Here is a 14,802-nt window from a genome sequence, read left to right on the forward strand (position 1 = left end):
CAGGATTTTTTATCTGCGCATTAATTCCTGTCGCTAAAAATAGTAGAATTAATAAAAACCAGTTTCTAAATTTCATTGTTCATTTCATTAAAGTTTTGAGACTCCATTTCGTTTTCTCATTCTTTGCATATCTTCTGTTTTCCCTGAAGGATAGCTGTCAAATACAGTATTTTTCCTGATGAGTGCGTGTCCGGATTTTTTGCCTCGCTAAAATAGATAATTTTTCGTCCCTAAAAAATTTAGAAACTTTCTTTTTTTAAGCCTGATGCCTAAAAATATTTCGTCTTCTGCCTTCATCACCATGGCGGTATCACTTATTTCATCATTTAAAGTGATTATTGATTTTGTCAATTTTGCCAACGTGGTATTATGATGATCGTTTGTCATGATAAAAGTTTTGGACCAATCAATTCAGGTTTTTTACAATATCTTCTACAGATGCTCTCTTTTTATAATCTGTATCAAAATGCCTCCATTTAATTTCTTTATCCTCATTAAGGATGAAGGTTGCCGATACAGGAAGTCTTCCGGAATGATCTGATCTGCTGTCAGCAAAATCCTCCTTTAATTTTGAATTATATAAATTAAGAGTTTCACTGTCAGGAGTATAAAGGACGTCAAATGCTTCTGCTATTTTATAGCCTTCATCATATAAAACGGTATAATCGGTCTTTGTTTTACTGATTGTCTTTTCGATAAATTCCGGTTTTTCAGGAGAAATAATAACGAGTTTTGCATTTTTCGACTTCAGTTCAGGAGCCAGATTCTGTAATGTTTCAATATATTTGTTACAATAAGGGCACCATTGTCCGCGAATAAAAACAACCACCAGTTTTTTGTTTTCTGCTGATGAAGAAAATGTATTTCCCAAATGATCTTTCGCACTGAAATTACCTATCTCATCTCCAATCATTTTTCCTTTTACCTGATCTAAAGTTTTACCGGACTGAGGCATTTTTTTTTCAATAACAGCTGCTCCTACGCCTAAAAACTGTTCAGCATTATAATAGCCGAAATCATATTGAACCAGTTTTCCTTTTGGATCCAGGAATAAAAAAGAAGGGTAGTTGACTACTTTAAATTCTTTGGCCAGGCTTAAGCCTTCTTTTTCCGCGTCTATGGCCAGGTTTACAAAATTTTTGTTGAACATTTCTCCGACTCTGGAATCTGTGAAAGTGTTTTTTGCCATGAGCTTGCATGGGCCACACCAGGTAGTGAACAGATCAATGAAGATCAGTTTATTTTCTTTTGCTGCGACTTTTTTTGCAGCCTCCAAATCAATTTTTTGAAAACTGATGCCTGTGCTTTGTGCATGTAATGAAATTCCTATTGCTATAAGAAAACTCAAAATGATTTTTTTGAACATATATTTCTTTTCTTATTAAGTTCCCTGATTCATGAAAAAATCACCCATAGATTAAATTATTTTTTTAATGATTTGATTGTCAGGTAGAAAAAATGCTATTGTTTTTAATCCTTTTGATCTGCTCTACACATTTGTATTTTTGATTCTGAGCATTATGCCTGCTGGAATACTGATATTTATTCTGAATTTCCTCTATACTTTTATTTTCGATAAAAATGTCATGAATCAGATTCTGGCAATGTGAGGAAATAGACTTGATATAACCGGCTAGCTTTTCCCAATAATATCTTTCATTTTCAATGGCCGTACTTATTTCCTCCCGATGTTCCATGAAGTAGTTTTCAGGAGACTCAACATAAAAGTTTCTGTTTTTTAGTTTTTTAAACCACAGATTTTTTACAATTCCGATAATATAATTTCCCAGACAGGTTTGGACTTTGAAGTCATCAGCATTCAGCTTTTCGTAAAGAATGAGCAGTGCATCCTGGAAGATATCTTCTGCATCTTCAAGATTTCCTTTATTTTTGAGAATGAATTTCTGGGTATAACCAAAATACTGTTGGTATAAAATTCCAAAAGCTATATTGCTGTCTTTCTTAAAATCATCAACAGCTAACGAATTAGTTGTTTTTCTGTCCACTTTACAGTTATCTTTTTTTGAGTAGTGCTGTCTGCCTGATACCTGCGATCCTGTCTGAGAGGGATAACTCCCAGGATATGGTTCCCGGAGTCACATAATAACCAGATCTTTTCCCTAATCAAAGCAGATAATTTTTCGTCCCTGAAAAATTTAGAAACTTTCTTTTTCCCTGAAAACGCTGTCGGATAAAATTCATCTCCGTCCTGCTTTTTCCTCAAAAGAAGTGGGAACTGAAGCTTTTCAGCATCGAAATCCCATTCAAATCCTTTATTGATTCCGGAAATGTTTTCAATATCATCTACGAGATTGATGCTCATCTGGTTTTCAGAAAAATCAAAGTGTTCAATCAATACTATTTCTTCCGGAGTTTCCTTTTTTCCACTTTTATCAATAAAGATGAGTTCATCCCGGTTGACAATCAACTGATATTCCTTTGAAAAAAAAGAACTGTTATTTCCGGCTTTAAAAATTTTCGGAATTTCTTCCTCCTGATTGAATCCGTATTTCTTTAAAATTTCAAATTTTACAAAATCACTTTCACTATCCAGCTTTCCCTTTGATAAGATTTTATAGTTTTGGTTAAATACGGTCAGGCGATTTTCTATCTCCTGGATCTGTTGTTGTACAAACTCTTTGGTTTGATTCAGATATAAAGAACTTTTTCTGAAATTTTCCAGAAAATGATCGTTGGTCTCCATCAGCACCGGAAAAATCTCATTCCTGATCTTATTCCTCAGATAATCACTTTTTTTATTAGAAAGATCTTCCCGAAATTCAATAGTATTCTGTTCAGCAAACTGGTAAATTTCTTTTTTTGAAACATTTAAAAGGGGACGAAGGATGTTATTATCATTCGATGGAATTCCACTCAATCCATTAATGCCGGCAGCTTTGGACAGATTAATAATGAACGTTTCCAGCTGGTCATTAAGATGATGGGCGGTAACAAGAAATTCCAGTTTTTCCTTTTCCTGAATTTCTTTAAAAAAGGCGTATCGAAGCTCTCTTGCCCATAGCTGAATAGAGTTTTCGGGTTTCTGATCTTTTTCTGAAACTTCATACAAATGAAATTTTATATGATTTTTCTCACAAAAATCCTGCACTGTTTTCTGATCCAGATCCGAATCATTCCCCCGAAGTTTATAATTGATATGAGCTACCTGAAACTGAAACCCGGCATCTTGAATTTCCTGCCTGAAATCCCTGAACAATGAGGCCAGAACCATAGAATCTGCTCCTCCGCTTACCGCTAAAAGATAGGTGTGATTTTCCGGCTCGTGAACGAGATTTTTTAACTGACTGATAAAGGCTGATTTATTCAACATATATGTTGAGAATTTCTTTTATGCAAAGATAACCGATATAATTCAATTGAATTTTCCTAACTTTGAGTAGTCTAAAAATGATTATTTATGAAGATTTTAAAAATTTTAGCAGTTTCTGCAATGGCGCTGGGGATGACATCTTGTGTCAGCAAAAAGCAGTATGATGCTTTGAGCACAAACTATAAGCAGTGTATTGAAAATATTGGAGAAAGACAAAGAGAAATTCAGGATTTGAAATCTCAGAACTCTGCATTGGCGGGTGAAAACAACTTGTTGAAAAGCCAGCATGATGCTTTAAAATCATCACTTGATGCATGTTTGTCGAACACAGGAAAAAGTTCTGCTAACATTGATAAACTGGTAGGGGAAATCAATGCTTCCAATTCTTATATCAAGCAATTGATCTCCAGTAATGCTAAAAATGACAGTTTGAACCTGGCATTGTCTAATAAACTGAAGAGATCTTTGGATAATGTATCTGATGAAGATGTACAGGTAAAAGTATTGAAAGGAGTAGTAATGATCTCCCTTTCTGATAAAATGCTATACAAAACAGGAGATTACAACATCCTGCCTGCCGCTCAGGAAGTGTTGGGTAAAGTAGCAAAAGTAATCAACGATTATGATAAATACTCTGTATTGATCGAAGGTAACACGGATAACGCTCCGTTGAACTCTCCAAATCTTCCAAGAGACAACTGGGATCTTTCTGCATTAAGAGGTACTTCAGTTGCTAAAGTTCTTCAGACTCAGTTTGGAGTAGATCCGGCAAGAATTACTGCTGGTGGACGTTCTGAATACAACCCGAAAGCGACTAACATGAGCGTTTCCGGAAGAGCAGAAAACAGAAGAACGGAAATCATCATTATGCCTAAACTTGATGAGTTTATGAAACTGATGGATATCGCTCCTAAGAAATAATGACTACACCCTATATCATTACAAATCCCGAAGCAATTCGGGATTTTTTTATGATGTGTTAATCTGTTTCGGAATAGAATCTGCCAATTTTTTTTGAAGAAAAGATTGTCTTTATTTTTTGGAATGAATTCGACCGTTTAAAACAAAAATAAATCCCGAAGGTGGCCGGGATCTATTCTTAATCAAATTAATTCTTCCTTTTTCAGGAGCGAAATAATTCGTTGCAAAAATGAAGTGGATATTTCTTTCTTACTTTTTGCTGCAGAAGAATCAGTTCTACTTTTCAGTACAACTTTAGTGTGATTCTCATGGTTAGTTTGTGTCTCTCCTGCAATCATCATGTTTTCTCTTAGTGTTTTTACCCCTTATTCTTACTGCAAACTTATAACTAATACCACAAAAATACCATCCGTGTTTTTACGGTATTTTATATGGGGTTTTTCCCTGTGTTATGTAAAATTTTAATTTATTAATCAAATATGTATGATATAATTGTCTGATTAATAAAAGAATGTGTATATTTAAATCTCCATATAAGGAAATAAAAACAGAGGTGTCCGAAAATCTTAAAGAGTAGGAAATTAATACTAAACTAAAATTATTATGAAAAATTCCAAAAAACTTTCAAGAGGAGAAATGAAAACTGTACAAGGTGCTATTAACGGGTGTAATCCACAGATATTTTGTACCAGCCTGCAAACAAAGTGTTGCCCGGGATGGGTTTGTGCTGGTATAAGAGAATATTGTATAGCAATATAATAAACTTTTAAAGTATATAGATGCATGTAAGGGAGATTAATTTCTCTCTTTTTTTTATCTTCTTCCTGAATTAAAAAAGTAGCTTTAAAATCCTTAAATTTGTTTAAATTAAAATGGTATGAGTTTTTTTGAAGAAAAGAATCCTGAAATGGACAGATATTTGGAGGCGCACGCTTCTTCGGAATCCGAAATTCTGAAAAAGCTGAGAAGAGAGACGTATCAGAAAACAACACAGCCTCATATGATTTCCGGATATCAGCAGGGAAGACTGCTGACGATTATATCCCAGATGCTGCAGCCGAAAAATATTCTTGAAATAGGAACATTTACCGGATATGCTACTTTATGTCTTGCATCAGGACTGGCAAAAGACGGAAAAATCACCACATTGGATGTGAATGAAGATCTTGCCTATCTTCCTAAAAAATATTTTGAATCCAGCGAATATGCCAGCCAGATCGATTTTAAACTTCAGGATGCCAAGGAATATTTAAAAGAAACAGATGAATTTTTTGATCTGATTTTTGTAGACGCTGATAAGGAAAACTATGCCGAATATTTCAGATTGATTAAACCTCATACAAAATCCGGAACAGTAGTGTTATTTGACAATGTATTATGGTATGGGAAAGTGCTGGAAGAAAATCCGAAACTGAAATCTACCCAGTCGATCCAGGAATTAAATGATTTGGCAGCAAAAGACGAAGATTTTGAAAATCTTATTTTACCTTTGCGTGATGGAGTAAACTTTCTTCGCAGAAAGTAACTGAAATATTCAAGGATTAAACATTTAAAGAGATACAACATTGTATTTTAATCTTTAAATTATTCAATCTTTAAATTGAAAATTAATGAATAAAGGAGTTTGTATTGTTACAGTAGCGCCGGTTCGTGCAGAAAATTCTGACAGAGCTGAAATTGTTACGGAAATATTGTTTGGAGAAAGTGCGGATATTCTGGAAGTGGATAAAAACTGGACCAAAATAAAGATGCATTATGATGGCTACGAAGGATGGATGGACACCAAACAGTTGAAACCTGTAACAGACGAAGAGCTGGCCAAAAGAAAAGTGACTGTGGTTACCGAAGATTTTTCTTCCGTATTAATGAACGATGGAAAAACTTTGCTTTCTATGGGTTCAGAAGTGGAATTTCCGGTAGTAGCTTCAAGAAGAAGTCATGATGTGCGCGAAAGCATCGCTCTGACGGCAAAAGAGTTCCTGAACGTGCCTTATCTGTGGGGAGGCAAAAGCTTTTTTGCAGTAGACTGCTCCGGATTTACCCAGTTGGTTTATAAAATTCACAATATAAAAATACCCAGAGATGCTTCACAACAGGCTGAAGTAGGAGAACCGCTTACTTTCGTGGAAGAAACACAGCCTGGTGATCTTGCTTTTTTTGAAAATGCAGAAGGAAAGATTATCCATGTAGGAATTATGCTGGAGAATCAGAAGATCATTCATGCTTCCGGAAAAGTAAGAATAGACACGCTGGATTCCACCGGAATCTTCAATAAAGAAATGAATAAGCATACTCATAAACTGAGAGTGTTGAAAAGTGTAATTTAATCCTCATTCAATCTCATCTTAAATGGAAAATATTCTTTTTACAATTTTTGATATTTTAAATTTTGGATGGGTCGCTTTTTTATGGGGATTTACCCTGAAAAACTATAACACGTTGCCAGAGAGAATTCCCGTCCATTTTGATATGGAAGGAAAAGCGGATGGATTTGGAGGGAAAATGTATGCTTTTCTGATGCCTGTACTGGCGCTGGGATTGTATGCTGTATTCACTTATGGCACCAGACATCCCGAAGACACTAATTTTCCGGTAGAAATTACAGACCAGAACATAAGTGCTCAGTTTTTAATTATGAAAATCGGACTGAGAATTCTTTTTGTTGTACTGGCAATGGTTTTTCTCAACCTTCAGGACTATATGTTCAGATATGCTGCTGATGATAAAGCCAAACCCAGAATTTCAATGGCCAAGATCTTTTTATCAGTCGTTTTATTTACTCCTGCATTACTCTTTATTGCTTATCTGTTTAAATGATACATTCTAAAAATAATTCAGAACATTATACATGGGGGAACCAATGTGACAGCTGGATCCTTAAAAATACCCGGGACTTATCCGTAAAGCAGGAGAAGATGCCTGCAGCAACTTCGGAGAAACTGCACTTTCATAAAGTGGCAGAACAGTTTTTCTATATTTTGAAAGGAGAAGCCGTATTTTATATCAACGAAAGGAAATTCCTGGTTAACCAGGGAGAATCTATTTCTGTTGAGCCGGGAGCAAAACATTTTATCTCCAATGAATCCACTGAAGAGATTGAGTTTTTGGTCATATCCAATCCTCCTACGGATCATGACAGAATTGAAATTAAAGAATAAGTAAAATGGCTTTTTTATATAATATTTTCATCAGTCTCCTTACCTTCGGAATGAAGGCTTTCGCGTTGATTAATGATAAAACTAAAAAAGGCGTTGAAGGGAGAACGCAGTCTTTGGATAAAGTAAAATCTTCATTTTCAAAAACAGATAAAGTCATCTGGATGCATGCGGCAAGTCTGGGTGAATATGAGCAGGGATTACCTGTTCTGGAGAAACTCCAAGAGAATTTTCCTCAGCACAAAGTTCTGGTGACGTTCTTTTCTCCGTCAGGATATGAAAATGTGGTTAAGAAGAAACACATTGCTGACGTTGTTTGTTATTTACCTTTCGACAATAAAAAGACTGTCAAAGAATTTACAGATCAATTTAATACTGAACTATTTTTTACGGTTAAATACGATTATTGGTACAACCTCCTCGCTGAACTGAAAAGTAAAGGCACAAAAATTTATGTTATTTCGGCGCTGTTCTATGAAAGGCAATCTTTCTTTACTTCCTACGGAAAATGGTTTGTAAAACAGCTTCAGAAAAATGTGGATTGGTTTTTTCATCAGACCCAGTTTTCTTTGGCATTGGCGAAAAGTATAGGACTGGTAAAGTCTTCCGTAACAGGAGATACAAGATTTGACAGGGTAAAACAGCTGCGGGAAAGAAATAATCATGTAGATTTCATTGCAGACTTTATTGGCGAAAATAAAGCAATAGTCTTTGGAAGTTCATGGCATGCGGAAGAGAAAATAGCAGAAATGGTTTCCCGTAAAAATAATACGGTAAAACTTATTATCGCACCCCACGATCTGAAAAGAGTAGAGCATTTGAAAAATATATTCCCGGATGCCTTATTGTACAGTGAAATAGAAAGTACCCGGCCTTCAACTTTCAATGCTTCAATTCTGATTATAGACAGCATTGGTTTATTATCAAAATTATATTCTTACGCAGATGTAGCTGTTGTAGGAGGGGGATTTCATGATGCGGGACTTCATAATATTCTGGAAGCAGCTACTTTTGGTGTTCCGGTGATCTTTGGGAATCATTACAAAAAAAATCCGGAAGCTGACGACCTGATCTCTGCCAATGGAGGGAAATCTTTCTCTGATGAGTATACGGCCTCAGAATTTGTCTTATTTCTAACGAATGAAGATAACAAAGAAGAACTTACTGAAATGTCTCAAAATGCAGAAAGATTTGTAGATGGGAAGCCAGACTCTACGAGAATGATTCTTCAGAAAATTCTATCGTAAAAATCCCTGGCTTTTAATCTCTTTCATGATCTGATCAATGTTTTCAGGAATTCTGTCGCATTCAAACCAGTTAAAGTCAAGACCATTATTGATGCATAGCTTTTGGAGATAATGATTTTCTAAAACTTTATTCTGGGTATCACGAAGGTTTTCATCAATTTCCATCCAGTAATCTTCATCCAGTTTTTTTATAAGGACCAAAGATTTGAAGATTTTGTTGATGATGTAAATATAAAGTTTGTAAACATTGTCAAACCTTTGTCTGCTGAGATCACCATTGTTTTCCAATACCTTGTTCACGAGAAGAAGATTCAGGGAAACCTCTCCGAATTTATCGGTCGTTATTTTTACATGCTCCGTGATTTCAGCACTTATTTTCCGGACAACAGACAGAAAATATTTGGCATTTCCCACGTATTTTGATGCAAGAAGAACCTGTTCCTCCACATGTTCTTCCATGGCATTTCTTTTATCATCGGTAGTTTCCGGATCTATCAGTTCAAAGTAGAGCTTTTTCGACAATAATTTATCCTTTCTCAGGAGTCTGAAAATCAGTTTGTCTTTCTCCGTTCCGGAAAAAGCACTCAGCGCAGCTTTGAACTCTTTTGAATATTCCATTAATTAAAAATTTTCGAATATTTCAGGAATCCGTTTACGGCCCAGTTAGCCGTATAATACAATGATTTTACTGTTGAGAATCCCATGAAATCTTTATAGACAAGATACTGATCTTTGATGATATTTTTTTTATTTCTTGAAACGCTGTTTTCACGCATTCTGTATTTTGCCAGTGTCTTTTGTACAGGAATTCCTTCCGGAATTACTTTTAAAAGATTCAGCCACATCACATGATCTTCGCGTTTGCTTTTCACTGGGAACAAAAATTTTCCAACCCTTTTCGTGTCGTACATTGTGGAAACCGGGGCAAGGCGGCATGTCTTCAGCAGATTGGAGAAGGTAACCACTTTGTCCGCCAGAAAATCTTTCAGAATAGGCTGAAGTTGTTCGTTACATCTTGAATAGTTACAATATACCAGTTCTGCATTGTGTTCCTGCATATAATCCGTCATTGTTTCCAGATATTCAGGATACCAGTAGTCGTCAGAATCCAGAAACGCAATATATCTTCCTTGGGCTCTTTCCAGGCTGTTGTTTCTTGCATTTCCTGCACCACCGTTTTTCTTCAGTACCTGCAGTTTTATTCTCGGATCATTATATTTTCTAATGATCTCAAGAGTATTATCTTTGGAAAGGTCATCTGTAATCAGCCACTCCCAGTTTTCGTAGGTTTGATTAAGAACAGACTGTATGGTTTCCTCGATAAATTCCGCAGAATTATAACAGGGAGTAATGATGGAGACAAGATCTTTCATTTGTGTTTTTTAAACTGCTAAATTATAAAAATCTTTTTTCATAAAGATGCCATGAGCTTACACCTACCGCAATAACCACCAACATACATACCAAAGCCATTACAAATGGATTGTAATCTTCAAACAATCCTAAAGTCTGAAAAGTTCTGATAATAGGAAAGTGGAAAATATAGATTCCGTAGGTGAAATCACCATATTTTCCAAAATTATTTAAGAATTTGAATGAATAGGCAATGTACATTACGATAACCCCGATCATCATTGGAGAAAAAAGCTGAACTTTTAAAAATAAGTCAATCCACACCGTAACGAATGCAATGATGAAAATGAGATTTTTATGCTGGATGAATTTATCAAAATTAAAGTAAATCAACATTCCAGGGATAAAATAGGATAATGTTCCAGGGAGCTGTTTGGCAATCGAAATTTTATTTAAAGATTCAAAATAATTGAGGTAAATAAGTGATAAGAAGTATAGAATAACCAAACTTACATTTCTGTATTTATTGTTTTTTCCGAAAAGCAAAAACAACAGAGGAACCGCAAAATAGTAGCACATTTCTATTTTCAGTGTCCATAGGGCACCATTCACTGCTTGATTCCCGAAAACTCCGGGAAGCCAGGGTGCTTTAAAGTTTAAAAATAATGAATTCCAAAATAGGTATTTATAAACTTGTGTATTGCTGAAATATTCAATGAAGGAATAGGTACTTACCAGACTTAATAAAATTGCACATAAAAAAATAACCAATAAGTAGGCGGGAACAATTCTTCTGATTCTCTTTTTTAAATAGCTTTTCAGGCTTGAAGACCTTTCATAGCTCCTTGCAATAAGAAATCCGCTCACCGCAAAAAAGCCGAAAACTGCAATTTCTATAGGGCTGTGCTCAAAAATCTTGAGGTCAGGAGAAGCGCTGAGTGTGCCAAGATGTCCCAAAAAGACAATAAAGGCAAGGAGAACACGTATAAAATCAAAATTGTTTCTCGTAATATCCTGCATTTGTATTTTGTTTCCTGCAAAAATAACTTTTTTAATAGAATGAACGATGCTCATGTATTCATTATTTGTTAAATAAAGGGAAAATGAGGTGTCCCTATTTTTAAATATATATAAATAATCGTCGATGAAATAATTTTTCATAAAAAATAGTAATATAAATCAAAAAAATTATAATTTTAGCGCTTGAAAAAATTGATCTATGAAGAAATTAGCATTACTATTTGCAGGTTTATCTTTGTTTGCTGCCGCTACAGGCTGCAGCAGTGACAACGATACTGTTATGGAAGCTCCTCTTGTTGGGACATGGCAACCGTTAAAAGAAGTAGTTACCACTGTGGAAGTTGGTGAAGACCCGGTTTCTAACACGATTACTTATACAGACTGTCAGAAAAAGACAAGATGGTGGTTCAGCGCTGACTCCAAGGGAGGGAAAACGAACTGGGGAGATACTGCTACACCAGGTCAGTGTGCTATTCTTTCAGATATAAAATTCAATTACACTTATAATAAGGAAGGAAAAGACGTTCAGATGAAAATTCAGGGAATCGTAGAGCCGCAGAATGCAAAGGTGATTACTTTGGATGCTACAACGCTCAATCTTGCGGTAAGAGAGGAAACTCAGGATCCTACTATATTCCAGACAAGAACATATACCTTCAAGAGAGTTACTCAATAATAGTATATACTTCAGGATATAAAACAGATCTCATCTCCGGATGGGATTTTTTTGTTGAGGTAGAATTTGTAATTCATCATAATTTCAATTTCTATTTACTTTAAAATCATTAATTTTGTGAATCTTGACAAAAAGAAAAAATAATCAGTCTAACATATAACATATATATCAAGTGTTTTACGATCATCAGCAGATAGAAAAAAAGTGGCAGAAATACTGGGAGGAAAATCAAACCTATAAAACCTCTAATAACACAGACAAACCTAAGTTTTATGTACTCGATATGTTTCCGTACCCATCAGGAGCAGGCCTTCACGTAGGTCACCCGCTGGGATATATTGCATCGGATATCTATGCAAGATATAAAAGACATCAGGGGTTTAATGTACTCCACCCGGTAGGATATGACAGCTTTGGACTTCCTGCTGAACAATATGCTATTCAGACAGGACAGCATCCGGCTATTACTACAGAACAAAATATCAACAGATATGAAGAGCAGCTGAGAAAAATCGGTTTCTCATTCGACTGGAGCAGAGAAGTAAGAACTTCAGATGCTTCTTATTATAAATGGACACAATGGATTTTTATCCAGTTGTATCATTCCTGGTATAATAAAAATACAGATAAGGCAGAATCTATTGATTCTTTGATCAGACATTTTGAAGAAAAAGGAACAGAAGGATTAAATGCCAATCAGAATGATGAATTAAATTTCACTGCAGAAGAATGGAAGAATGCTTCCGATATTGATAAAGAAGATATCCTTTTAAACTACCGTCTTGCCTACAGAGCAGAAACCACTGTAAACTGGTGCCCTGCATTAGGAACTGTATTGGCCAACGATGAAGTAAAGGATGGAAAATCCGAAAGAGGCGGATTCCCGGTTTTCCAGAAGAAAATGATGCAGTGGAGTATGAGAATTTCCGCATATTCTGAAAGATTATTACAGGGATTAAACACTCTGGACTGGCCGCAGCCGTTGAAAGATTCCCAGGAGTACTGGATTGGGAAATCTCAGGGAGCACAGGTTCAGTTCAAAGTAGAAGGACATGACGAAACTGTTGAGGTTTTTACAACAAGACCTGATACGATCTTTGGAGCGACCTTTATGGTACTGGCTCCGGAAAATCCTTTAGTGGAAACGATTACTACAGATGCTCAAAAAGTAGAAGTAGATACTTATATTGAAGAAACTTCCAAGAAAACGGAGAGAGACAGAATGTCTGACGTGAAAAACGTGAGCGGAGCTTTCACAGGAAGTTATGCAATCAATCCTTTCAGCAATGAAAAAATGCCGATCTATATTTCAGACTATGTGTTGATGGGATATGGAACAGGAGCTGTGATGGCAGTTCCGGCACATGATGAGCGTGACCATAGATTCGCTAAGAAATTTAATCTTGAAATCAAGAAAGTTGTAGAAACTGAAGAGGATGTTCAGGAGAAATCTTTTGATTCCAAAGATTCTGTTTGTGTAAACTCTGATTTCTTAAACGGATTACACTATAATGAAGCGAAAGCAAAAATGATTTCCGAGATCGAAACGAAAGGAATCGGTCATGGAACAACCAACTACAGACAGCGTGATGCTATTTTCTCAAGACAGCGTTATTGGGGAGAGCCAGTTCCTATATATTATAAGGATGGAATGCCTTACACGTTGCCAACTTCCGCTTTACCTTTGGAACTTCCTGAAGTTGAAAAATACTTACCTACAGAAGATGGAGATCCACCACTAGGAAATGCAAAAGAATTTGCCTGGGATGAGGCAAACCAGAAAGTAGTTGCTACAGATCTTATTGATGACAAAACTATTTTCCCGTTAGAATTATCTACAATGCCAGGTTGGGCAGGAAGCTCATGGTACTTCCTTAGATATATGGATCCTAATGATGAAGAAACTTTTGTTAAAAAAGAACTGGCAGACTATTGGGGACAGGTAGACCTATATATAGGAGGAAGTGAACATGCAACCGGCCACTTATTATATTCCCGTTTCTGGAACATGTTCTTAAAAGACAGAGGCTATATCAGCCATGATGAACCATTCCAGAAACTGATCAACCAGGGGATGATCTTAGGGATGAGTGCATTTGTGTACAGAATTGACGGAACGAATCAGTATGTATCTAAAAATTTAGCTAAAGATTACCAGACTCAGCAGATTCACGTAGATGTATCCTTATTAAAGGGAACTTCGGATGAATTGGATACTGAAGCCTTCAAAGCATGGAGACCGGATTATGCAGATGCAGAATTTATTCTGGAAGACGGAAAATACATCACAGACCGTGAAGTAGAAAAAATGTCCAAGTCAAAATATAATGTAGTCAATCCTGATGATATCTGTGAAGAGTACGGAGCAGACGGATTAAGATTATATGAAATGTTCTTAGGACCGTTAGAACAATCCAAGCCTTGGAATACTCAAGGATTAAGCGGAGTATATGGTTTCCTTAAAAAATTCTGGAACCTGTATTTCAACGGAGACGTATTTGAAGTTTCAGACGAAGAACCTACAAAAGCGGAATACAAAGTTTTACATACCTTAATAAAGAAGGTAGTATATGATATTGAAAACTTCTCTTTCAATACTTCAGTATCATCCTTTATGATTGCTGTAAACGAGCTTCAGAAAATAAAATGCAACAAGCGCAATATTTTAGAACCGCTTGCCGTTATCATTTCTCCGTATGCTCCTCACATCTGTGAAGAATTGTGGAGTCTACTAGGACACGGTACATCGATAGAATTTGAAAGATTCCCGGCATTGAATGAGGATTATCTGGTTGAAGATGAAATTGAGTATCCGGTAAGCGTAAATGGTAAAATGAAGTTCAAAATTTCGCTTTCAGCTCAATTATCTGCCAAGGAAGTGGAAGATTTGGTGATTTCGAACGAGAAAATGCAACAGATTTTGGAGGGTAAAACCCCTAAAAAAATCATTGTAGTCCCTCACCGTATTGTGAATATCGTAATTTAAAAAAAAATTAACATTGGGAAATTAAAAAAAATGGGTGTCTTATTTTTTTGATTTTTTAATTCAAATGTTAAATTTGGAAAAAATAAATAAAATAATTTAAAATAATTATTATT

At 35.6% G+C, this 14,802-nt stretch carries 16 protein-coding genes; 9 read left to right on the plus strand and 7 right to left on the minus strand.

Annotated elements, in window-relative coordinates; genetic code table 11:
- Positions 1 to 207 precede the first annotated feature (207 nt).
- The 4 genes from AC59HC_RS07910 to tilS all read right to left on the minus strand — a co-directional run bounded on the left by AC59HC_RS07910 (position 208) and on the right by tilS (position 3,331).
- The gene (locus AC59HC_RS07910; protein WP_343643698.1) at positions 208 to 387 is read right to left on the minus strand and encodes a hypothetical protein; all 180 of its coding nucleotides are present in this window, start codon (positions 385 to 387) and stop codon (positions 208 to 210) included.
- A gap of 19 nt (positions 388 to 406) precedes the next feature.
- Complete coding sequence (locus AC59HC_RS07915; protein ID WP_395971798.1) at positions 407 to 1,348, minus strand: redoxin domain-containing protein; 942 nt, start codon at positions 1,346 to 1,348, stop codon at positions 407 to 409.
- Positions 1,349 to 1,445: 97 nt separating this feature from the next.
- The gene (locus tag AC59HC_RS07920) at positions 1,446 to 2,006 is read right to left on the minus strand and encodes an RNA polymerase sigma factor (RefSeq protein ID WP_202841557.1); all 561 of its coding nucleotides are present in this window, start codon (positions 2,004 to 2,006) and stop codon (positions 1,446 to 1,448) included.
- The gene (gene tilS / locus AC59HC_RS07925) at positions 1,979 to 3,331 is read right to left on the minus strand and encodes a tRNA lysidine(34) synthetase TilS (RefSeq protein WP_343643696.1); all 1,353 of its coding nucleotides are present in this window, start codon (positions 3,329 to 3,331) and stop codon (positions 1,979 to 1,981) included. The genes AC59HC_RS07920 and tilS overlap by 28 nt, the downstream gene beginning before the upstream one ends.
- An 87-nt stretch (positions 3,332 to 3,418) precedes the next feature.
- Between tilS and AC59HC_RS07930 the strand changes: the two genes are divergently transcribed.
- From AC59HC_RS07930 to AC59HC_RS07960, 7 genes are all read left to right on the plus strand, one after another.
- Positions 3,419 to 4,252: an OmpA family protein gene (locus AC59HC_RS07930; protein WP_202841555.1), complete on the plus strand. Its 834-nt coding sequence runs from the start codon at positions 3,419 to 3,421 to the stop codon at positions 4,250 to 4,252.
- A gap of 603 nt (positions 4,253 to 4,855) precedes the next feature.
- On the plus strand, positions 4,856 to 5,011 hold the full coding sequence (locus AC59HC_RS07935; RefSeq protein WP_407936191.1) for a CCPGW family putative bacteriocin: 156 nt from the start codon (positions 4,856 to 4,858) through the stop codon (positions 5,009 to 5,011).
- Between the two features lie 118 nt (positions 5,012 to 5,129).
- Complete coding sequence (locus AC59HC_RS07940; protein WP_202841554.1) at positions 5,130 to 5,777, plus strand: O-methyltransferase; 648 nt, start codon at positions 5,130 to 5,132, stop codon at positions 5,775 to 5,777.
- An 85-nt stretch (positions 5,778 to 5,862) separates the two neighbouring features.
- Positions 5,863 to 6,579, plus strand: a complete 717-nt coding sequence (locus tag AC59HC_RS07945) for a C40 family peptidase (protein ID WP_110008296.1) — start codon at positions 5,863 to 5,865, stop codon at positions 6,577 to 6,579.
- Between the two features lie 22 nt (positions 6,580 to 6,601).
- Positions 6,602 to 7,069 (plus strand): DUF1648 domain-containing protein, encoded by a 468-nt coding sequence (locus AC59HC_RS07950; protein ID WP_496558403.1) that lies wholly within the window; start codon positions 6,602 to 6,604, stop codon positions 7,067 to 7,069.
- Positions 7,066 to 7,410 (plus strand): cupin domain-containing protein, encoded by a 345-nt coding sequence (locus tag AC59HC_RS07955; RefSeq protein ID WP_202841552.1) that lies wholly within the window; start codon positions 7,066 to 7,068, stop codon positions 7,408 to 7,410. Before AC59HC_RS07950 ends, AC59HC_RS07955 begins: the two co-directional genes overlap by 4 nt.
- Positions 7,411 to 7,415: 5 nt before the next feature.
- The gene (locus tag AC59HC_RS07960) at positions 7,416 to 8,654 is read left to right on the plus strand and encodes a 3-deoxy-D-manno-octulosonic acid transferase (RefSeq protein ID WP_202841551.1); all 1,239 of its coding nucleotides are present in this window, start codon (positions 7,416 to 7,418) and stop codon (positions 8,652 to 8,654) included.
- Here the strand turns inward: AC59HC_RS07960 and AC59HC_RS07965 are convergent.
- The 3 genes from AC59HC_RS07965 to AC59HC_RS07975 are packed head-to-tail and all read right to left on the minus strand — an operon-like array spanning position 8,646 to position 11,081.
- Entirely contained in the window at positions 8,646 to 9,272 is a 627-nt protein-coding gene (locus AC59HC_RS07965; RefSeq protein WP_496558404.1) for a calponin homology domain-containing protein, read from the minus strand. The two genes, AC59HC_RS07960 and AC59HC_RS07965, sit on opposite strands and share 9 nt — an antisense overlap.
- A complete protein-coding gene (locus AC59HC_RS07970; protein WP_202841548.1) occupies positions 9,272 to 10,027 on the minus strand; it encodes a glycosyltransferase family 2 protein in 756 nt (251 codons plus the stop codon). The genes AC59HC_RS07965 and AC59HC_RS07970 overlap by 1 nt, the downstream gene beginning before the upstream one ends.
- Positions 10,028 to 10,049: 22 nt before the next feature.
- Entirely contained in the window at positions 10,050 to 11,081 is a 1,032-nt protein-coding gene (locus AC59HC_RS07975; protein WP_171006308.1) for an acyltransferase family protein, read from the minus strand.
- Between the two features lie 145 nt (positions 11,082 to 11,226).
- Here AC59HC_RS07975 and AC59HC_RS07980 point away from each other — a divergent pair, with 145 nt between their 5' ends.
- Together AC59HC_RS07980 and leuS are read left to right on the plus strand one after the other, a co-directional pair.
- The gene (locus tag AC59HC_RS07980; RefSeq protein WP_343643691.1) at positions 11,227 to 11,703 is read left to right on the plus strand and encodes a lipocalin-like domain-containing protein; all 477 of its coding nucleotides are present in this window, start codon (positions 11,227 to 11,229) and stop codon (positions 11,701 to 11,703) included.
- A gap of 172 nt (positions 11,704 to 11,875) precedes the next feature.
- A complete protein-coding gene (leuS, locus tag AC59HC_RS07985) occupies positions 11,876 to 14,689 on the plus strand; it encodes a leucine--tRNA ligase (protein WP_496558405.1) in 2,814 nt (937 codons plus the stop codon).
- Positions 14,690 to 14,802 lie beyond the last annotated feature (113 nt).

This window comes from Chryseobacterium sp. DZ-32, from assembly GCF_059587025.1.